The sequence below is a fragment of the Pseudoalteromonas sp. T1lg122 genome (genome assembly GCF_002964825.1).
Lineage (GTDB): Bacteria > Pseudomonadota > Gammaproteobacteria > Enterobacterales > Alteromonadaceae > Pseudoalteromonas > Pseudoalteromonas gelatinilytica.
Genome location: NZ_PQCG01000007.1, coordinates 59,415 through 79,960 on the forward strand (window position 1 = coordinate 59,415; position 20,546 = coordinate 79,960).

Below are 20,546 nucleotides of genomic sequence, written 5' to 3' on the forward strand. Positions count from 1 at the left end.
GCACAGCTTGGACAAATTATGACAAAGACAAATAAAAATACCCAAATCGTCTCTGCAGGGCGTAAAAAAGCATATACACAAGGAGTGGTGAACCCTGTGGTGCAACGCGCATCAACAGTGGTATTCGACTCGGTGGCTGATTTAAAAGCAGCGGCTAAGAAGCGAGGTGACAAAACGTTATTTTATGGCCGCCGCGGTACGACCACACATTTTGCTCTGCAAGAAGCGATTACTGAACTTGAAGGCGGCGAAGGCTGTGCGCTATATCCATCAGGGGCGGCTGCAATAAGCAATGCGCTACTCTCGTTTGTGAAAACGGGTGATCATATTTTAATGGTGGATACTGCTTACGAGCCGACCCGTGATTTTTGCGACAAAATACTGGCTGGATTAGGCATTGAAACAACCTATTACCCGCCGGGAATTGGCGCAGGAATTAGTGAGCTTATCAAAGATAACACCCGCGTATTGTTTTTAGAATCACCAGGTTCAATCACTATGGAAGTGCAAGATGTGCCAGCCATGGTTGCTAAGGCTAATGAGCGCGGTGTAATGACCATGCTAGATAACACCTGGGGTAATGGTCTGCATTTTAGACCGCTTGAGCATGGCGTTGATATTAGTATTCAAGCTGCAACAAAATACATCGTGGGTCACTCTGATGTGATGATGGGTGTGGCGGTTGCCAATAAAAAGTATTGGCCAACCCTTCGCGAAAATTCATACCTACTTGGTCAATGTACCTCTGCGGATGATGCCTATTTAGCACTACGTGGTCTGCGTACTATGGCTGTGCGTTTAAAACAGCATGAACAAGCCGCCATCGAAGTGGCTAAATGGCTTGAAACACACCCATTGGTTGATCATATTCGCCATCCGGCTTTTGCAACGTGCCCGGGTCATGAGTTCTTTAAACGAGATTTTGATGGCAGTAACGGCTTATTTTCATTTGTAATGAAGCAAGGTAATCAACAAGCGATTGATGCGTTTTTAGATAGCCTACACCATTTTAAAATGGGCTTTTCTTGGGGCGGTTATGAGAGCTTAGTCACGGCAAACCTCAGCATGAAAGGGCTTCGCTCTGAAACGGGTTGGTCGCAAGGTCCGGTAATAAGACTTCACATTGGCCTTGAAGATGTGGCTGATTTACTAGCCGACCTTGACCAAGCGTTGGCTGTATACGAAAGCCACCTCTAGGTTAAAAGTTTATACTTTGTTACATAAGACCCGCTTGTCGGGTTTTTTTTTCTGGTAATTCAAGCTGTTTCAACTTAGTGTAATTCTAATAATAAAATTCATTAAGGATTATGAGTGACGCAGTTACATCCTAAACGACTTGCACAAATTGCACAATTTGAGCTGGTACGACTATTTCTAACCAAACGTGGTTTGTTGGCGGTTGCCGCTTTTGCCATTTGTTGGCTACTTATTTTACGCTATCCCATTGCCCAATCTGTGACCTTGATTAGCTCACCTGATTTTGCCGATTTTGCTAGGCAAGCATTTGGCGCCATTGGCATCAGTAAATTACTTGATTGGCCTGAATCTGAACTGGCCGTTTATTGGTTGATTGCTTTATTTAGTTTTCCAAGTTTTTGTTTGTTTTTATGTAGTGACCAAACAGTGGGCGACAGACAACGAGGTACGTTGCGCTTTTTATCACTTAGAGCGACTCGTTCAGAAATTATTATTGGCCGCTTTTTAGGGCAGCTACTCATTTTAGCGGCATTGTTATTTGTTACCTTGATGGCAACGGTTGCAATGCTTGGCTATCGTGAGCCAAGTTTGTTGCTTTCTGGCTTATCGCGAAGCTTTATGTTGTTATTTTATTTGCTTGTTGCGGTTATGCCATTTATTGCCTTGATGAGCTTTTTGAACACGTTTGCCCGTTCATCGCGTCTTGCTTTTGTATTGGCTATTTTGTTCTTTGCTGGCGGTAATATTGTGATTGGCTTACTGACGTGGCAATGGCCTGCATTTGAGGTTTTAAATTACATATTTCCCGGCTATCAACTTGATTTAATGGCAGGTCAACGTGCCGGCATCACACTGGCTCTTGGTTTACCACTTTTACAAACGGCAGTGTTACTGCTTGCTGGTGAACGAATTTTTGCAAGGAGCTCATTATGACCGTTTTAATTCAAGCACAAGGCTTGTCAAAAAACTACGGGGCTAAACGAGCGCTCGATAACGTTAGCTTTGAAATAAAGAAAGGAGCGCCGGTAGCGCTAGTTGGCCCAAATGGGGCGGGTAAAACAACGTTATTCAGTTTGTTATGTGGTTATATTTTACCAAGTTCAGGAAAATTATCGGTCATGGGGCATAGCCCAGGCAGTGCGGCGTTATTTGGTAAGCTAACCGCGTTACCACAAGATGCCCAGCTTGATCCTCGTTTTAGTATTGCGCATCAACTTAACTTTTATGGTCAATTACAAGGGCTCAGTGGTGCGGTTCGTAAAAAAGAAACGGCTCGTGTTTTAGAGCTCGTTGGTTTGTCAGAAGTGGCTAAGCAGCGACCGGATGACCTTTCTCATGGTATGCGTAAGCGAGTGACGATTGCACAGGCATTAATTGGTTCACCTAAAATAGTGATGCTTGATGAAGCAACTGCAGGCCTTGATCCAATTCATGCTCGTGAGGTGAGAGAGCTGGTAAGTTCTTTAAGTAACGAAGCAACATTTATTTTAAGCTCCCATGACTTAACTGAGCTTGAGCGTTTATGCTCTGGGGTTTTACACCTCGATAAAGGGGTGTTAAGTGAGCATCAAGCCCGTTCTAGCACGCAAGATAATAAACACTTTATTACGCTGCAGTTAAATCAAAACTATGATGATGTCGAAGCAAAGCTTGCAAGCCTTGCCCATGTACATCATGTTTATATGAGCCAAGCAAAAGAATATGTGATCGAGTTTGAGAAAACCGCTGAGCCTTTTGATATCAATCTTCTACACTTTTGTTATCAACAAGGTTGGCAGTATCGTCAACTAGTGAATGGTCACACACTCGAAAATCAAATTTTTCATAAGGAGAGCTAATTATGGGTTTATTAAGCGGATTAATGGGTAACGCAAGTGAAGTCGATAATGATGATTTAGAAGAACTACTTGCCAATACACTGATCGATGGTGAAACAGTACAAAAAGCCTATAAAGTCATTCGAGATATGTTCATCTTTACCAATAAAAGATTAATTATTATTGATAAACAAGGTGTTACTGGATCTAAAGTTGAAATGCTGAGCATTGCTTACTCAAAAATCACCAAGTTTAGTAAAGAAAGTGCCGGGCATTTTGACCTTGATGCTGAACTAAAAATTTGGGTTGGTTCAGATCCAACGCCAATCAGCAAAGACTTTAAAGCAGGAGATAACATTAATGAGGTTTATAGAATTATAAGCCAATTCGCTTTATAAGGTACTGAGAGACTTTACTTTTTTCACTAAAAGTTGGCTTGGAGACGTAAGTTTCGGCCAACTTTTTCTTTACATTTGCCGACACTTTATTACAATTAATCGAGTAAAAACAACTGCTTAGTTAAGTATCCATTCAGTTTTCTCACGTTAGCATGTGCCCAACTTAGCCATCAGGCTAGTTTTCAACAGCAATGAAACAATGTTAATAGGGAAATCTGTTTATGAAAAAGTTAGCAGTTATTATTTCGAGTATGCTTCTGTCAACTGCCGCGACTGCTGCGGATAGTTACCAATCAATTAGCCATTTAGGGTACATGGACACCGATGGCAACGACACTGTAAGCGTTGATTCAACGTATTACTTCGCACCAAAGAAAACAATGGGTCCTTACGACCAGTTTGAATACATCAACAGAACAACCAACGTGTTTGGTTCGTACGCAGATGATGACTTTGGTGATGTAACTAACATCGGTGGTGAATACTTCGTACAAGATTTTGTATTTGGTGCGGGTTATAGCAACTACGATTACGGTTCAGATACTGATTTATTCAATGTATCTGCAGGTTACTTCTTTAATCCTAACCTTCTTCTTAAAGCAACATTTATCGACGTAGAAGACGGTGACAACACTGTAATGTTCGACCTTAAATACAATCACCAGCTTAACAGCACTGATTACTTAGGTTTCACATTCACAGCTGACGATGAGTTTGATTACCGTGCAGTAAATGCAAAATACTTCATGGATCTTCAACAAGGTAACTACCTAACAATTGAAGGTACAATCTCAGATACAGACGATAGCGGTAGCTCTTGGGAACTAGGTTCTAACTACTACTTCTCTAAAGCAACGTCAGCATTTGTAACGTTTAATAAAGAAGATGACTACAGCTTTGGTGCACAGCACTTCTTTAACAAAAACGTAGGCTTAAAAGCTGGTTATGCAAACAACTGGGATGACTCAGATTACGATGCATACTTTGCAAACGTAAGCTTACAGTTTTAATCATTAATTTGATGATATAAAAAAGCCCGCATAATGCGGGCTTTTTCGTTTTTATAATTACCAACCGCACTGGCGGTCTTTATTTTGCTCATCAAGGTATTTTTGTAACGGTGCAAAGTAATCTAAGATTGCTGTTGCATCCATTTCTTCTTTACCAGTGATCGTCGCAAGAGCTTCTTGCCATGGGCGACTTGAACCCATCTCTAACATTGCATTTAGTTTTTCACCCGCCTCAGCAGAGTTGTAAACTGAACAACGATGAATCGCTTCTTTGTTACCAGCAATTTCACATAAACTTCTGTGGAAGTCGAATTGTAAAATGTGCGCTAAGAAATAACGTGTGTAAGGCGTGTTACCTGGTACGTGATACTTGGCACCTGGATCGAAGTCTGCTTCGCTACGTGCGATAGGCGCTTGGACACCTTGATATTTTTCACGTAATTCCCACCACGCTTTGTTGTAGTTCTCTGGCGTTACTTCACCTGAGAAAACTTTCCAGCGCCATTGGTCTACCAATAAACCAAATGGAATAAATGCTACTTTGTCTAAAGCCATTTTCATTAACAGGCCAATATCTTTTGACTCATCAGGCACCTCGTCTAATAAACCAATTTCTTTTAAATAACCCGGTGTAACAGAAAGCGCAATGGTGTCACCAATTGCTTCGTGGAAACCATCGTTCGCACTTTCTTGGTAGTAAACAGGCTGATCTTTATATGCGCGTTGATAGAAGTTATGGCCTAGCTCGTGGTGAATAACAGAGAACTCTTCACCTGTACGTTGAATACACATTTTAATGCGTAGGTCATCTTTGCTATCGATATCCCATGCTGATGCATGACACTGCACATCACGGTCTTGTGGTTTAGTGAAAAGTGAGCGCTCATAGAAGGTATCTGGTAGTGGTGCAAAGCCCATTGATGTAAAGAACTTCTCGGCACCACGTACCATTTTAAGTTCGTCGTAATCGTGCTCAGCTAATAGTTCAGTTACGTCATAACCAGGATCGGCATTTTCTGGTGCAACAACATCGTAGATGTTACCCCACGTTTGTGCCCACATATTGCCTAGTAAGTGTGCAGGGATAGGTTGGTCTTGTGGTACTTTATCTTCGCCATATTTTTCACCTAGCTTGGCACGAACATGACAATGTAATGAATCATAAAGTGGTTTAACTTGGCCCCAAATGCGGTCAAGTTCTTTCGCAAAATCATCGGCTGGCATGTCGTATTTACTACGCCACATAGCACCTGTATCTGCATAACCTAGCTCTTTTGCACCTTCATTGGTGAGTGCAACTTGTTGCTCATAAAGCGGGCGCATAGGCTTTGAAACTTGACGCCAGCCTTGCCATAAATCAAGCAATTCATTGTAATCACGGCTCGTTGCCATTTTCGCAGTCATCTCGCCAAGGCTTAAACAGCTACCATCTTCTTTACAGTATTTACCTTTACCATAAATACCCCCTAGCTCAGCCACTAGCTGTGAAAGCTTAGCTGTTTTTTCAGCATCTTGTGGCGCAGGTAAGGTGAGCGCTAGTTTAAGTTTATCGAGTTTACGACGCGCATCGTAATCAAGCTCTAAACTATCGAATTTTGCAGCTTCATTAGCAAGGCGAACAACAGCTTCAGTCATCTTGCGATTTACTTCAGCAGATAGTTCAGCAGTATCATGGGTGATGAGTTGGCATAAATCCATTCAGCACGGCTTGCTTCTAAATAAAGCGCGCTTAATTCTTTTTCAGTATCGGCGATAAATTTAGTGGCATCTTGTGCTGTTACTTGGCTTGTTTTGACTTCAGCAGTCGTTGTTTTAGTGCTTGCAGCGTCATCATTACAGCCAGTAAGTGCTAGTGCACTTGCGACCATAAGTGCGCTCATGCTGAGCTTAAATGGAGTCTTTTTCATAACGTTCCCTAGAAGTTTATTGTTATTTATTGCCCATGCATAATAGCAGTGTCTTAGTAAACAACAAACTGCATCGGTAAAAACAACCTAGGTAAGAGCCGCTTACGTTGTATTTATGGCACGATCAGTCATACTTGAACCAGTTAATTAAAATAAAAGGATTGCACAATGACGACCGTAATCATTCTGTTACTGGTTGCTGTGATTGTAATTTTTGCTGTGAAAGACATTCGCATCAATCTTGTCACACGACCTACGTTTAGTATGTTTAAAAAAGTTTTGCCGCCGTTATCGCAAACAGAACGTGAAGCTATGGAAGCGGGTGATGTTTGGTGGGATGGTGAACTATTCAGTGGTAACCCAGATTGGCAAAAACTGCATCGTTTTCCTAAACCTGAATTAAGCGAAAAAGAACGCGCATTTATGGGCGAGCAAGTCGAAACCTTGTTAGCCATGCTTGATGATTATCAAATCGTACAAAAAGATAAAGACCTACCAAAAGAAGTGTGGGACTACCTAAAAAAAGAAGGGTTCTTTGCGTTAATCATTCCTGAAAAGTTTGGTGGTCGCGAGTTTTCGGCGATTGCAAATTCAACCATCGTATCGAAAATTGCCACTAAGAGTTTAACCGCTGCGGTTACCGTAATGGTACCGAATAGCTTAGGTCCAGGCGAATTACTCCTTCATTATGGAACTAAAGAGCAACAAGAGCGTTGGTTGCCAAGCTTAGCTAAAGGTGATGATGTACCTTGTTTTGCATTGACGGGCCCTGAGGCGGGTTCGGATGCAGGCAGTATTCCTGATACAGGCGTTGTGTGTAAAGGCATGCATGACGGTGAAGAAGTGATTGGTTTAAAACTTAACTGGTCAAAACGTTATATCACCCTTGCACCCATTGCCACCGTGCTGGGTCTTGCATTTAAGATGTACGATCCTGAGGGTTTATTAGGTGATAAAAAAGAGCTTGGTATTACATGTGCGCTTATTCCGACAGACCATGAAGGTGTTCAAACAGGTGAGCGTCATTACCCTTTAAATATGGCATTTATGAATGGCACAACGTACGGTAAAGATGTGTTTATTCCGCTTGATTGGATCATTGGTGGTGAAAAAGGCGCTGGTCGAGGCTGGCGTATGTTAGTTGAATGTTTAAGTGCTGGCCGTGGTATTTCGTTACCAGCGCTTAGTACAGCAACTGGCCACTTGGCTTCAAGAATGACATCTGCCTATGCAACCGTACGCCAACAATTTGGTGTGTCGATTGGCCAATTTGAGGGTGTTCAAGAGGCGCTTGCTCGCATAGGTGGTTTAACTTACACCTTAGAAGCGACACGGTTAATGACTGCAGGGGCGATTGATTTAAAACTAAGTCCGTCTGTGGTTACCGCCATAGCTAAGTACCATATGACTGAAATGGGTCGTACAGTTATGAACGACGCTATGGATATTCATTCAGGTAAAGGTATTCAAGTTGGGCCGAATAACTATTTAGCTCATGGTTATATGGGGATCCCAGTTTCGATTACCGTTGAAGGTGCAAACATTCTGACTCGTAACTTGATGATATTTGGTCAAGGTGCCACTCGCTGTCATCCGTTTGTTTTAAAAGAAATGGAAGCGGCTGCAATGGAAGACCATGATGTTGCCTTGAAAGAATTCGACTCATTACTGCTGCAACATATTTTATTTGCAGGTAGTAATGCAGGTATGGCATTTGTTCACGGTTTAACGCGCAGTTACTTCGCTAAAGCCCCTGTATGTGGCGCAACCACTGTTTACTACAAACAGTTGAGCCGGATGAGTCGTGGTTTAGCGTTTTGTACTGACGTTGCGATGTTAGTGTTAGGTGGTGAGTTAAAACGTAAAGAGATGATTTCGGCTCGTTTAGGTGATGTGCTTAGCCACTTATATCTTGCTTCATGTGTACTGAAACGTTATGAAGATGAAGGACGCCAGCAAGCGGACCTACCTTTTGTGCAATATGCAGTAGAGCATTCGTTATTCTGCATTGGTCAGGCATTCGATGGCTTCTTTAAAAACTTCGCTAATCCTGTGGTTAATTTTTTACTCAAACGTATTGTCTTCCCACTAGGTAATCATTACCACCGTCCAAGCGATGAGTTAGCTCAAACAATGTGTGAGCACATGAGCAAACCAGGGGTCTTTAGAGACAGATTAACCCATCTTTGTTATGTCGATGAAAATGCAGGCACGGGTGTCATGGAAAATGCCTTTTTAGCCATGATTGATACCCATGAAGACTTTAAGCAGCTTCGTAAATGGCAAAAAGAAGGCACTATTGCGAAAAACCTTGAGCTTGAGGGCGCAATTGCTGCAGCGAAAGAGAAAAACTTGATTAACGAAACCGTTGCAGAGCGTATGAATCAAGCCAATGAGCTACGTAAACAAGCAATAGCCGTTGATAACTTCGCACCCGGCGAGCTGTAAACTCTTGTTAGAATAAATAAAGCCTTGCATTTGCAAGGCTTTTTTATAGGCCTTGAGTGATGATTTTTTCTGCTTCGCTGGCTGGCATAGGTTTCGCTTTTAAGAAGCCTTGACCAAACTTACATTGAGTTTGCTTTAAGATTGCTAATTGTTTTTCTGTTTCAATCCCTTCTGCAACAACATCGAGCTTTAACGATTGGGCTAACGATAAAATGGCATCAACCAAGGGGTTATGTGCTTTATTTAAATGATCGATAAAGCTTTTATCGATTTTTAAAATATGGATAGGTAATTGGTGTAAATAACCAAGCGCTGAGTACCCAGTACCAAAATCATCTAAACATAGTTTTACTTCAAGAGGCTCAAGGCCTTTTATGATTTTTGTAGCGAGCTCTAAATTACCAATTAGTCCTGACTCGGTAATTTCTAAGCACAGCGAGCCCAAAGGAAGCTTGTATTTAGAGTACAAAGCATGAATTTGTGCCACAAAGTCGAGGCTTGCAAAATGACGTGATGATACATTCACGGTAATTCTGCCAAATGCTTTACCTTCACTCGTCCACTTTTCGATTTGCTTTGCAGCAAGCTCAAGCAAATGTAAATCTAGATTAATAATCTGGCCTGTGTCTTCAGCAACGGGAATAAAATCATTTGGTGAGACAAAGCCTTTACTTGGGTGATGCCAGCGCACAAGCGCCTCAAAACCAACAACCTGTGCATCTTGAATGGTAAAAATTGGCTGGTAGTAAAGTTCAAAATCGTTATGCTCAATACCATGCTGTAAATCATTTTCTATATCTGCATGATTTTTAAGTTTTTTACGCATTGTATTGTTGAAAAACTTAACCTTGCCTCGACCTGACGACTTTGCCTCGTACATTGCAGCATCGGCATGTTGCAATAGCTTATAAGCTTGATCGCGACTGCTTTCACAAAACGCAACACCAATACTTGTTGATGCTTGCAATAAATGACCATCAATATCGAGGGGCTCAGCGAGAACCTGTTGAATGCGTTCAAGGGCATCATTAATTTGTTGTTTATCGGTGATGTTTTCCATAAATATGGCAAATTCATCGCCCCCCAAACGGGCAAAGGTATCGGTATTGCGAATGGTACCTAAGATCAACTCACAGATTTTTACTAAAAAGTGGTCGCCAACCTCATGACCTAATGAATCATTGATACTTTTAAAGCGGTCAAAGTCTAGATAGAGCAGGGCATGTTGGTGACGTTTATCTGCTCTTGCCAGACGCAGAATGGCATGTTTAATACGCTCAATTAACAACGAGCGATTGGCAAGACCGGTTAATTCGTCGTGAAGAGCACGGTGCTCAAGCTCTTGTCTTGATAATTGACGGTCTATTGCCATGCTAATTTGGCGGCTGACATACGTAAGTAAGGCACGGTCATGTTCGTCATAGTGATAGCTTTTACTGTAACTTTGTACAGCGATAACACCACTAATACGCTCATTTACTTTAAATGGTACACCCAGCCAAGACTCGGCCTGACGACCAACCATTTTAAAATGACCTGCATCAATGTGCTGTTGAAACTCTTCTTTAGTAAAAAGTAAGGATTGGTCGATGTTTAATAAATAATAAGATGCGGTGTCTTTTAGTTGTTCTTTCGATATTTTCTTGTGCGCGTTAGAACGTACGCCTTCTTCGATAATATAAACTAAATCAAGCACATCTAGTTGCTTGTCATACAGGCCAATAAAGAAGTTATCTGCCCTCAGCAAAGAGGTAATAATGCCATGTAAAGACTCAAAGAAGCTATCTAGCTCGCTTGATTGATAGGTTAAGTTAGCAATTTGCAGCATGCAGCGTTCAAGTTTTTGCGCGTCGTTTAACTGCATCACGGTTTGCTGTAAGTCTTCTACGGTGCGAACTTGATTTATCTTGGCACTTAATAGATGCGCCACTGTTGATAAAATCTCTAAATGCGCATCATTGTAATAATGTTTTTGTGGGTGCTCACAGTCAATGACACCCAGAAGTTTTTCTTTGTAAACTAATGGTACGCAAAGCTCAGAAAGAGCAGGGCGAGAATCTGCGATATAACGCGGATCTTGACTGACATCGCCAATCATTAACGGCTTACCAGTGCTTGCGACATACCCCGTAATACCCTGATCAAAGCTGATTTCTGTACGGTCAATATGATATGTATCATGGCTGCTTGCTGTGCCAATAGACGCCATTTCTTTGAGGGTACGCGTTTTATCATCTGCTAAGTAAATGACACATTCTATGAAGCCTAAGCGGCTTACCACTTCAGACGTGACATATTCTAACAATTCTTCAACAGTGTCTAATTGCATCACAGATGATGAAAACTGATTAATAATATGTAGTTGGTCTGTTTTGACCTCAAGTGCAAAAGCAGCGTCTAAACTCTTAGGCATAGATTAAAAGGTAACCGAAATGTTGTATTAATTTATTACGTTAACCTACTATCAAACTATCCACAAAGTTATTTTCAAAAAAAACTGGAACTGGTGTAAACTAGGCACCTGAATATGGACTTGAGTGAATAAGCGAGGTTATTTGCTCAACGTTTACGCTATCCCCCTAACTTTAGCCGTGGAAACCAGCAATGTCAGATTTAAATTCGATGCAAACTCTAACAATTACACGCCCTGATGATTGGCACATTCATTTACGTGATGGCGAGCAACTCGTTGATACCGTTCGTGATGCAAGCCGATACATGGGCCGCGCGATCATCATGCCTAACCTTGTTCCACCGGCAACCTGTACAGACACTGCGTTATCTTACTATGAGCGAATTAAAGCTGCGGGCCCGCAAGGTAACTTTGAGCCATTAATGGTGCTCTACCTAACAGATAAAACAACACCAGAAGAAATCAAAAAAGCGAAAGCAACAGGTAAAATTGTTGCTGCTAAGTTGTACCCAGCTGGCGCGACGACCAATTCAGATTCAGGTGTGACATCAATCAAAAACATTTACCCAGTACTTGAAGCAATGCAAGAAGTGGGTATGTTGCTATTAGTGCATGGTGAAGTAACTGATTCATCAATCGATATTTTTGACCGTGAGAAGGTCTTCCTAGAAACAATTCTAGCGGACGTAGTAAATGACTTTCCTAGCCTTAAGATTGTGCTTGAGCACATCACCACACAAGATGCGGTTGAGTTTGTGAATAATGCACCAGAGAATGTAGCTGCAACCATTACAGCTCATCACCTTCTTTATAACCGCAATCATATGTTGGCGGGGGGCATTCGCCCACATTATTACTGCTTGCCTATTCTTAAGCGTAACATTCATCAGCAAGCGCTAATTGGTGCTGCAACAAGCGGTAGCAAAAAATTCTTCTTAGGTACTGACTCTGCACCGCATTATAAAGACAAAAAAGAGGCGGCGTGTGGTTGTGCTGGTGCATATACTGCTCACGCAGCTATTGAACTTTATGCAGAAGCTTTTGAAGAAGCCGGAGCTTTAGACAAGCTTGAAGGTTTCGCAAGCCATTTTGGCCCAGACTTCTACGGCATGCCTCGTAACCAAGATACGATTACACTGGTAAAAGAGAGTTGGACAGTACCTGCAAGCTATAAATTAGGTGATTCAGAAGTAGTACCAATCAAAGCTGAAGCGCAAATGGATTGGCAAGTTAAATAAGTTTTAGCAAGCGATAAATTTAGAATTAAAAGCCCATCAATTTGATGGGCTTTTTTCATTGAATATTAATTGTTTATAAATAGTACTGTCATATATTTTTGTTTAGGCGGTTGACCTTAAAATTATTTTCGATTATTAGAGCTAAAAACTATTTAATGTGTTAGTCTTAAATTGCTTTGAGTTTTTGCGTATTGAATTTACGGATAATGTGCGGCTGTACGGTTACCGGTTTGGTTATTGGTTCTTCCTGTACTTTACCCCAAGTTTATTGGGCATTCACTCAGGGAGGATAGAGCCATATTGGCTGAATTTTAATAATTGACTTACAGGAAAATTTGGTATGTCAAACACGGTTACTGGTAAAGTTAAGTTCTTCAACGAAGCTAAAGGTTTCGGTTTTATTGAACAAGAAAATGGCCCTGACGTATTCGTACACTTCAGCGCTATCACAGGTACAGGCTTCCGCACTCTTAGCGAAGGTCAGCAAGTATCTTTCGGCATCAAACAAGGTCAAAAAGGCCCTGAAGCTGAGAACGTAGAAGTAGCATAATTATTTATGTGAAACTTAGCATTTTGGTGAAACAGTTTCTGTTTCACCAAAATTCATTTTAATACCTAACAACCCCACGTTTACCCTTCACCATATATCACTCTAATTGTACCGAAATTATATTCCTCCAAAGGCATTGAAAATGACTAATTTAGTCAGCCCTTAAGCTAGAAGTTCACGATCTATGCCCTAAAAGCTACTCTCCATAACTAAAGTATTATATGCTGTACCGATGGGATTTTATTTAACATGACATCAGCTGTTATGTTTAGTTAGTAGTTTTGATCAAACATGAAAGTTAACCGCGAAGGAAAGTTTACAGTTATTTTTCACCAATCTAGAAATAACCCGCTAAACTTAACCTATCCACATATGGAAAAAATGCTGAGTAACTTATACTTGTTTGATGAAATATAATGAAGGTTTGCTAATCGATGAGCATAGGAAACAATATACTTTTGGTAGACGACCACCCGATGGTGGCAACAGCAATTAAGATGGTACTTGCAAAGTCTACTCTGGTGAATGAAGTACAAGCTGTTGGAAGTCAAAAGGAAGCATTGCAGTTTTTAAAAAGTAATAATGTAGCGCTGGCGATTTTAGACATCGAGTTAGAAGACTCCGATGGCTTTAGCTTATATAAGCGTGCAGTCAGTAGTGGCTTTACTGGCAAAGTATTGTTTTTATCTGCAAAGCAAGACAAACACATCATCCGCACAGCTGCGAAACTAGGCGCACAGGGATTTGTTAATAAGGCTGAAAGTCTTGAAGATATTTCTTCTGCTGTTGAAATGATTTTGCGTGGTTATACATTCTTTCCGCAAGAGCATCTTATTGCCTCTGAAAAAGACATCGATGAGTTACTAACAGAACGTGAGCTCGCGGTGATGAATTATTTGCTCCAAGGCCTATCGAACAAAGATATTGGTGAAAAGCTTTTCATTAGTAACAAAACGGTAAGTACATACAAAGCGAAAATATTTGAAAAGCTTGAAGTTGATTCAATTATCTCACTTGCAAAGCTGGTAAAAGACCGCGCTGTATTTTAATTCTCTCACCCATAGCGGTGAGAGAATTCAACTCTCTCATTCTTGTGTTTAGTGTCTGTTTTGCCTGCATATTGAGCAGTAATGTAAGCTCGGTGCATAAAAATTCTGCAAAATAGATTTTTTAGATGAATAAACTGAATTTTTTTTTCATTTTTCTTTAGCTCTTTCTGTTTTCATAAAATGTTACATTTATGTTTAAGCTTGAACCTAACATGAATGCAATGTTCGCCAGTAAAGGGCTATAGAAGTAGCAGTTGAATACCTCTGTTATATTTTTGTTAATTCGTTGTTTTGGTTATTTTCATCTCAACGACGAGTCACCAAATTTTTCCGATGAAAGCCGAACATCAAGTTGACAGACTCTGATGCATTTAGCATTATTGGAGGGTTGATATCTATTAAAAGATATCAGGGTTGTCCTCTTCGGAGGGTAATTAAATTATAAAAGTAACATTACTTAATTGGTTGGGAACTATGTCTGTTAAAATCAGAAAGAGTCTTGTAGCATCAGCGTTGGTTGGCGCTTTTGCATTTGCAAGCAGCAATGTGATTGCAGATCCTTTGAAAGATGTGCAAGATGCAGGTCAACAAATTCAAAAGGCTGCTGTTAAGTCTCAAACTAAAATTGACAATGTATATGGTCAAACTCAAGAGCTAATCGCTGAGTACCGTAGCGTTGTTGACGAAACTGAGCTAATGAAGGTTTATAACGATCACGTAGCACGTTTGGTCGCTGACCAAAACGCTTCAATCGAATCGTTTGACCGTCAAATCGCAACTATCGATAACACGAAACAAAACGTTGTGCCTTTGATGTATCGCATGATCGATACGCTTGAGCAATTCATCAAAGCGGACGTTCCGTTCAATCTTGAAAACCGTTTAACACGTGTTGAAAGACTTCGTGACATCATGGCGTCAGCATCAGTTACTACATCTGAAAAATTCCGCCAAGTTCTTGAAGCTTACACTGTTGAAACTGCATACAGCTCAGCTGTAACTGCTTCTCAAGGTACTCTTGAGATCGATGGTAAGAGCATCAACGTTGACTTCGGTCGTTTAGGTCGTATCACATACGTAGCTCAGTCTTTTGACCTTAAGCACGCGTGGGTGTGGGATAACAACACTAAACAGTGGAAAGAATTAGGTGAAGAATACCTAAAACCTGTTAAAGAAGTTATCCGTATGGCGCGTAAACAAGCGACATTAGAACTTGTTAAACTACCAATCTTCGGCGCGGAGTAATCAATAATGAAGAAACTATTTAAAGGTTTTGCTGTTGCAGCAGTACTATCTGTTTCTGCAGGTACCGCGCTTAATGCACACGCAAACACTGATGCTTTAGACAAAATTCTTGAGCAAGTTAAGCAAGAACGTATCTCTGAAGGCAAATTAAACAAGCAACGTGAACAAGAGTTCCTTTCAGCTCGTGCTGACAAGCAAGCGTTACTTAACAAAGCGAAAAGCGACCTAGCTGCTGAAAAAGCACGTGGTGATCGTTTATCTAAAGAATATGCACAAAACGAAAATACTTTAGCTGAAAAAGAGCAAGCTCTTTTAAACGCTCAAGGTACGTTAGGTGAGATGTTCGGTGTTGTACGTCGTGCAGCTGCTGATGCAATCGGTTCAATCGAAGCATCACTTGTTTCTGCTGAAAAACCAGGACGTGCTGAAGTACTTCGTTCACTAGCTGCAGCGAAAGAACTTCCAACTGTACGTGAATTAGAAGAGCTTTGGATTTCTCTTCAAACTGAAATGACTGAATCAGCTAAAGTTTCAACTTTCGAAACTGAAGTTGCAGGTCTTGACGGTTCATCTTCTGTGAAGAAAGTAACGCGTATCGGTAACTTCAACTTAGTAACTGACGACGGTTATTTAATCTACTCTCCAGAAACTAAAGCGATCCAACCTCTAGGTAAGCAACCTGATAGCTACATCCTAGCTGGTATCAGCGATTTAGAAAAAACTTCTGCAGACAACTACGCTGGCGTATACATCGACCCGACTCGTGGCGCGATCTTACGTATCAACACGCAGAAAAAATCGTTAATGGAATACTACGAGCAAGGTGCTGAAGTAGGTTACATCATCACAGTATTACTTGTTGTTGGTCTACTTATCTTCATCGTTCGTTTCATTGATCTTGCGCTTACTAGCACTAAGATTAAGAGCCAGCTTAAAAACCTTTCTACTCCGAATACAAACAACCCTCTGGGTCGTATTCTTAAGGTTTACGCTGACAACAAGAATCAAGACGTTGAAAACCTTGAGCTTAAACTTGACGAAGCAATCCTACGTGAAACGCCTCGCATCGAAGCTGGTATCAACATCATCAAGATCTTGGCAGCAATCGCTCCATTACTAGGTCTACTAGGTACGGTAATCGGTATGATCCTTACGTTCCAAACAATCACATTGTTCGGTACAGGTGATCCGAAGATCATGGCTGGTAATATCTCTCTAGCACTTGTAACTACAGCGTTAGGTCTAATTGCAGCTCTACCACTTATCCTACTTCACTCAATCGTTGCGGGTCGTAGTAAGTCGGTTCTACATGTCCTTGATGAGCAAAGCGCAGGTATCATCGCTGCTCACGCGGAGAAGGAGAAAGCCTAATGCTAGTCCTGATGGAGATCTGGGAATCTATCAGGGATTTTGTTGGCACAGGCGGCCAGGTTTTATACGTGGTCGCGATAGCACTCTTTCTTATGTGGGTTTTAATGATTGAGCGCTATTGGTTCCTACTAGCTGAGTTTCCTCGTATGACGAAGGACATCGTAGCTCAGTGGGATGCCCGCCAAGACACTACGTCTTGGTACGCACACAGAATCCGTGAAGCATGGATTTCTGAAGCGTCTGAAAAATTAGATCAGCGTATGTTGTTGATTAAGACATTGGTAGCTATTTGTCCTTTAATCGGCTTACTAGGTACTGTAACGGGTATGATCGCGGTTTTCGAAACCATGGCTACTCAAGGTACAGGTAACGCACGTTTAATGGCATCAGGTATTTCAATGGCAACAATCCCAACAATGGCTGGAATGGTTGCGGCACTATCTGGAGTATTCTTTAGCTCACGCCTTGAGGCAAGAGCGAGAATGGCGAAAGCTAAACTTGTAGATAGCATGCCTCATCACTAGAGAGAGAATTAAATATGGCACGTAAACAACGTTTTCGTGAAGAAGAAGAAGCAGCGGTTGATATGACGCCAATGCTTGACATCGTATTTATCATGCTTATTTTCTTTATCGTAACTACATCGTTCGTTAAAGAGGCTGGTATCGAAGTCAATAAACCTAAAGCAGCTGCAGCTACGAAGCAAAAAAATGCAAACATTTTTGTTGCTATCCGTGCTGACGGTGCGATCTGGATTGATAAACAACAAGTAGACGTTGAACGTGTATCAGCTAAGCTTGAAAGTTTATTAGCAGAACAACCTACAGAAGTTGTAATTTTGCAAGCTGATAAAGAAGCAAAACACGGCGTAGTAGTTAAAGTTATGGACCAGATCAAAGCGACGGGTGATAACCTTAAAATTTCAATAGCTGGAGATCAGTAATGATTCGTTTTCTGTTTTCACTGATTGCAGGTGGGGCAGTTACTTTCGGCTTGTTCTACTTCATGGCGTACCTCATCTCCGGTGGAGCTGATCGTGCGACTGAACAAAAAGAACAGATCGTAGTCGAAATTATGACGAATCCGCCTGAATCTAAGGTGCAGGAGAGGAAGCGTGTTCCGCCTCCGCCTCCGCCACCGCCAAAGCAGCCGCCTAAACCGCAGCCGCCTCAGCCGGAAAACAGCAACCCGAACACTGGTGGTTTGTCATTTAATATGCCAAGCATCGATGTGGGTAGCACAGCTGGTGGCCTAAGTGGTCCAGGTGCATTTGGACGTGATGGTGACGCGACACCTATCGTTCGTATTGAACCAAAATACCCAACGCAAGCAGCGCGTGATGGTAAAGAAGGTTGGGTACAACTTTCATTCACTATCAACGAAGTTGGTGGTGTAGAAGATATTCAAGTGATCGACGCTGATCCTAAACGTATCTTCGACCGTGAAGCTAAGCGTGCGTTATCTAAGTGGAAATACCGTCCTAAAGTTATTGATGGTAAGCCACAAAGACAACCGGGTCTTCAGGTTCAATTAGACTTTAAACTTAACCAAGGCAACTAAGGAGGCGAGTAATGAGAAATTTATCTAAAGTAACTGCTCTTGCGCTTCTTATGTCACTATCAGGTGTGGCATTCACTGCACCTGCTTTAGCTGCGCCAGATTACGCGAAGATTGAAGCGCGTAAGAAAGCAAAAACTAAAGTTATGGGTGAGCGCGTTGGTAAGAAAGTAATTAAAGCGTTTGACTTGTATAATGAAGAAAAGCTTGACGAAGCGATTGCATTACTTAAAGAAATTGATGCATCAGATGACTTCGACAAAGCGACTGTTGACCGTTATTTAGGTCAAATGTACGCTCAAAAAGAGCAGTATCAGTTAGCTATCAAGCACGTTCAAGCAGCTGTTAAACCTGACGTTTTAAACTTTGCTGACCAAGAGCAAGGCCTAAAACTATTAGGTGATATGTACGCAGGTACAGAGCAATATGCAAAAGCGAAAGAAGCTTATGCAGCTTGGATGGACTTCACAGGTGAGGAAGACGACAAAGTTTATACACGTATTGCGCAAGCTAACTACGAGTTAAAACTTTATAAAGACGTACTTCCTGCTGCAAACAAAGCAATCGAATTGGCAAAAGAGCCTGCTAAAGCCTCTTACCAATTAAAGCTAGCTGCCTATTTTGAACTTAAACAGTACAAAAACATGGTAGAAGTAGCTGAAGAGATTGTTCGTGTTTGGCCTGAAGACAAAAAAGCCTGGGTTGGTTTAGGTAAATATTACCTACAAACCGAAGACTTCAAGAAAGGTCTTGCGACCATGGAAGTTGCCTATAAAAATGGCTATTTTGAAAACGAAGTTGAATACAAAGTACTTTCTAACTTTTATTCGTTAAACGATATTCCTTACAAAGCAGCTGTAGTGCTTGAAAAGGCAATCAACGAAAACAAAGTTAAGCGTAACAAGCAAAATATCAGTGCAGTGGCATCTAACTACCACCGCTCAAAAGATATTGAAAAAGCAGCTAAATACTATGAAGAAGCGGCTAAATTTGATGACGATGCAGAGCTTTACCGCAAAGCTGGTTCATTACTTTTACAATCGCAAAACTATAGTGCAGCCGTTGTTCGTTTGAACAAGGCGTTAGAGCTTGGTTCTGATAAAAAAGGAACTATTTACTCTGACTTAGCTGAAGCTTACTACTACCAAGAGAAGTATAAGCAAGCTTACAACGCTATCACTAAAGCAATGGATGATCCGCGTACGCGTAAATTCGCGAAGAGCTGGTCAACCTTCATCAAAGATAAAGCGAACCGTAATGGCGTGAAAATCTAATTGATGTTGTTTTAAATTAAAAAGCCCCTCTGGGGCTTTTTTTATGGAATTTTATAATGCTAAGACAGATCGTATTATTACTTGTCGCCAGTGTGATGCTGATAGCTTGCTCTGAGCAAACTACAAAATTCAACACGGTTCACGAAGGACAGCAAGAACTTCGAAACATTAATAATTTATTATCTAACCAAAATGAACATAGCAAGGTAACAAGTTGGCCTTTCTCTGAGAGCTATTTACAGGCACGACACCTAGCTTATAAAGGGCTACAAGAAACAGAGTTAACTGACTCTCAACGAGCGCAATTGAACTATTTGATCATCGCTGAGCGTTACCCTGAGCGTTATTTTGTATGGCCAATTCAACGTGATGTTATTAGCAACGCTCGTCTACAAGGTGATTTCAGTGAGCAGGGATTAGCAGCCTGGTTAGAATTGGTTGAAACACGTTTAATTGCAGCTGAGCAGAGTAATCTTAAACTGAATAAAATCGAATTAACCTTGTTACATAATATGGTTACAGCTCATTTAAATAACAATGATAACCACGTGCAAACAGCGCTCAATAAACTTAATCAATATTTAACGCAATATAAGCCACGCACAAAACTGGGTTTGGTTGGTTTGGCGAATGGGAAAGATTGGTATCAGAGTAAATTAAATTACTTTAGTGGTGTGACTAAACCACCGTTAGATTGGCTTAGCGAGATACAACAGGCTTTAAAGCAGCCTCACAGTGCTGATTTTTTACTACCTTTAACTGATTCGCATACTAAACCATTAGTAATGAGCTATTTTACTCAAGAACATCAGCACGATGGTTTTGATTGGCAGTTAGAATTCATTGATCCGCTGAAAAATAAACGTGAATTATCAGAAGGCGAGCAATACTTTTGGCAAGTAATGATGGAAACTGATGTGGGGATCCATTATCACACGTGGAGTGAACAGCAAGCTCGTGTCAACTTAATGAAGCGTTTGAATGTTGATCAGCTGCAAGCTGATTGGTTAATTGAGGATATTGTCCTTTATCCTGCGATGAGTTTTATATTTGTAAATTAATGTGCTGCGCT

At 41.2% G+C, this 20,546-nt stretch carries 17 protein-coding genes and 1 pseudogene; 16 read left to right on the plus strand and 2 right to left on the minus strand.

What is annotated here, in order from left to right; translation table 11 throughout:
- The first annotated feature begins 18 nt into the window (after positions 1-18).
- From C2M33_RS05770 to C2M33_RS05790, 5 genes are all read left to right on the plus strand, one after another.
- On the plus strand, positions 19-1,197 hold the full coding sequence (locus C2M33_RS05770) for a cystathionine beta-lyase (protein ID WP_105173963.1): 1,179 nt from the start codon (positions 19-21) through the stop codon (positions 1,195-1,197).
- Positions 1,198-1,311: 114 nt separating this feature from the next.
- Positions 1,312-2,130 carry an ABC transporter permease gene (locus tag C2M33_RS05775; protein ID WP_105173964.1) on the plus strand — a complete coding sequence of 273 codons (819 nt, stop codon included), beginning with the start codon at positions 1,312-1,314 and terminating at the stop codon, positions 2,128-2,130.
- Positions 2,127-3,035 (plus strand): ABC transporter ATP-binding protein, encoded by a 909-nt coding sequence (locus C2M33_RS05780; protein WP_105173965.1) that lies wholly within the window; start codon positions 2,127-2,129, stop codon positions 3,033-3,035. Before C2M33_RS05775 ends, C2M33_RS05780 begins: the two co-directional genes overlap by 4 nt.
- A 2-nt stretch (positions 3,036-3,037) precedes the next feature.
- Complete coding sequence (locus C2M33_RS05785) at positions 3,038-3,412, plus strand: PH domain-containing protein (protein ID WP_054551567.1); 375 nt, start codon at positions 3,038-3,040, stop codon at positions 3,410-3,412.
- 221 nt (positions 3,413-3,633) lie between these two features.
- Complete coding sequence (locus tag C2M33_RS05790; RefSeq protein WP_062564210.1) at positions 3,634-4,422, plus strand: putative porin; 789 nt, start codon at positions 3,634-3,636, stop codon at positions 4,420-4,422.
- Positions 4,423-4,479: 57 nt separating this feature from the next.
- On the opposite strand, the pseudogene C2M33_RS05795 reads toward C2M33_RS05790, so the two are convergent.
- A pseudogene (locus tag C2M33_RS05795) lies at positions 4,480-6,329 on the minus strand (M2 family metallopeptidase).
- 168 nt (positions 6,330-6,497) lie between these two features.
- Between C2M33_RS05795 and C2M33_RS05800 the strand changes: the two are divergent.
- The gene (locus tag C2M33_RS05800) at positions 6,498-8,777 is read left to right on the plus strand and encodes an acyl-CoA dehydrogenase (protein WP_105173966.1); all 2,280 of its coding nucleotides are present in this window, start codon (positions 6,498-6,500) and stop codon (positions 8,775-8,777) included.
- 43 nt (positions 8,778-8,820) lie between these two features.
- Here the strand turns inward: C2M33_RS05800 and C2M33_RS05805 are convergent, their stop codons facing one another.
- The gene (locus tag C2M33_RS05805) at positions 8,821-11,190 is read right to left on the minus strand and encodes an EAL domain-containing protein (protein ID WP_105173967.1); all 2,370 of its coding nucleotides are present in this window, start codon (positions 11,188-11,190) and stop codon (positions 8,821-8,823) included.
- 191 nt (positions 11,191-11,381) lie between these two features.
- Between C2M33_RS05805 and pyrC the strand changes: the two genes are divergently transcribed.
- The 10 genes from pyrC to C2M33_RS05855 all read left to right on the plus strand — a co-directional run bounded on the left by pyrC (position 11,382) and on the right by C2M33_RS05855 (position 20,535).
- Positions 11,382-12,428: a dihydroorotase gene (gene pyrC / locus C2M33_RS05810; RefSeq protein WP_105173968.1), complete on the plus strand. Its 1,047-nt coding sequence runs from the start codon at positions 11,382-11,384 to the stop codon at positions 12,426-12,428.
- Between the two features lie 340 nt (positions 12,429-12,768).
- Positions 12,769-12,978: a cold-shock protein gene (locus C2M33_RS05815; RefSeq protein ID WP_036967526.1), complete on the plus strand. Its 210-nt coding sequence runs from the start codon at positions 12,769-12,771 to the stop codon at positions 12,976-12,978.
- 434 nt (positions 12,979-13,412) lie between these two features.
- Positions 13,413-14,027, plus strand: a complete 615-nt coding sequence (locus C2M33_RS05820) for a response regulator transcription factor (RefSeq protein ID WP_063705929.1) — start codon at positions 13,413-13,415, stop codon at positions 14,025-14,027.
- A 474-nt stretch (positions 14,028-14,501) separates the two neighbouring features.
- Positions 14,502-15,272 (plus strand): DUF3450 domain-containing protein, encoded by a 771-nt coding sequence (locus C2M33_RS05825; RefSeq protein WP_063705924.1) that lies wholly within the window; start codon positions 14,502-14,504, stop codon positions 15,270-15,272.
- A gap of 6 nt (positions 15,273-15,278) precedes the next feature.
- Positions 15,279-16,643 (plus strand): MotA/TolQ/ExbB proton channel family protein, encoded by a 1,365-nt coding sequence (locus tag C2M33_RS05830; protein WP_063705921.1) that lies wholly within the window; start codon positions 15,279-15,281, stop codon positions 16,641-16,643.
- Entirely contained in the window at positions 16,643-17,167 is a 525-nt protein-coding gene (locus tag C2M33_RS05835; protein ID WP_036967538.1) for a MotA/TolQ/ExbB proton channel family protein, read from the plus strand. Before C2M33_RS05830 ends, C2M33_RS05835 begins: the two co-directional genes overlap by 1 nt.
- Before the next feature lie 14 nt (positions 17,168-17,181).
- Positions 17,182-17,586, plus strand: a complete 405-nt coding sequence (locus C2M33_RS05840; RefSeq protein WP_054551557.1) for an ExbD/TolR family protein — start codon at positions 17,182-17,184, stop codon at positions 17,584-17,586.
- Complete coding sequence (locus C2M33_RS05845; protein ID WP_063705919.1) at positions 17,586-18,203, plus strand: energy transducer TonB; 618 nt, start codon at positions 17,586-17,588, stop codon at positions 18,201-18,203. Before C2M33_RS05840 ends, C2M33_RS05845 begins: the two co-directional genes overlap by 1 nt.
- 11 nt (positions 18,204-18,214) lie before the next feature.
- Positions 18,215-19,474 (plus strand): tetratricopeptide repeat protein, encoded by a 1,260-nt coding sequence (locus tag C2M33_RS05850; protein ID WP_063705917.1) that lies wholly within the window; start codon positions 18,215-18,217, stop codon positions 19,472-19,474.
- Positions 19,475-19,530: 56 nt separating this feature from the next.
- Positions 19,531-20,535, plus strand: coding sequence for a hypothetical protein (locus C2M33_RS05855; RefSeq protein WP_063705915.1), 1,005 nt, complete (start codon positions 19,531-19,533; stop codon positions 20,533-20,535).
- The last annotated feature ends 11 nt before the right edge of the window (positions 20,536-20,546 follow it).

Coding starts and splice junctions, on each gene's coding strand:
- C2M33_RS05770 (WP_105173963.1), top strand. CDS start 19: ATGACAAAGACAAATAAAAATACCCAAATCGTCTCTGCAGGGCGTAAA.
- C2M33_RS05805 (WP_105173967.1), bottom strand. CDS start 11,190: ATGCCTAAGAGTTTAGACGCTGCTTTTGCACTTGAGGTCAAAACAGAC.
- C2M33_RS05800 (WP_105173966.1), top strand. CDS start 6,498: ATGACGACCGTAATCATTCTGTTACTGGTTGCTGTGATTGTAATTTTT.
- C2M33_RS05850 (WP_063705917.1), top strand. CDS start 18,215: ATGAGAAATTTATCTAAAGTAACTGCTCTTGCGCTTCTTATGTCACTA.
- C2M33_RS05820 (WP_063705929.1), top strand. CDS start 13,413: ATGAGCATAGGAAACAATATACTTTTGGTAGACGACCACCCGATGGTG.
- C2M33_RS05830 (WP_063705921.1), top strand. CDS start 15,279: ATGAAGAAACTATTTAAAGGTTTTGCTGTTGCAGCAGTACTATCTGTT.
- C2M33_RS05780 (WP_105173965.1), top strand. CDS start 2,127: ATGACCGTTTTAATTCAAGCACAAGGCTTGTCAAAAAACTACGGGGCT.
- C2M33_RS05845 (WP_063705919.1), top strand. CDS start 17,586: ATGATTCGTTTTCTGTTTTCACTGATTGCAGGTGGGGCAGTTACTTTC.
- pyrC (WP_105173968.1), top strand. CDS start 11,382: ATGTCAGATTTAAATTCGATGCAAACTCTAACAATTACACGCCCTGAT.
- C2M33_RS05855 (WP_063705915.1), top strand. CDS start 19,531: ATGCTAAGACAGATCGTATTATTACTTGTCGCCAGTGTGATGCTGATA.
- C2M33_RS05825 (WP_063705924.1), top strand. CDS start 14,502: ATGTCTGTTAAAATCAGAAAGAGTCTTGTAGCATCAGCGTTGGTTGGC.
- C2M33_RS05815 (WP_036967526.1), top strand. CDS start 12,769: ATGTCAAACACGGTTACTGGTAAAGTTAAGTTCTTCAACGAAGCTAAA.
- C2M33_RS05835 (WP_036967538.1), top strand. CDS start 16,643: ATGCTAGTCCTGATGGAGATCTGGGAATCTATCAGGGATTTTGTTGGC.
- C2M33_RS05785 (WP_054551567.1), top strand. CDS start 3,038: ATGGGTTTATTAAGCGGATTAATGGGTAACGCAAGTGAAGTCGATAAT.
- C2M33_RS05790 (WP_062564210.1), top strand. CDS start 3,634: ATGAAAAAGTTAGCAGTTATTATTTCGAGTATGCTTCTGTCAACTGCC.
- C2M33_RS05840 (WP_054551557.1), top strand. CDS start 17,182: ATGGCACGTAAACAACGTTTTCGTGAAGAAGAAGAAGCAGCGGTTGAT.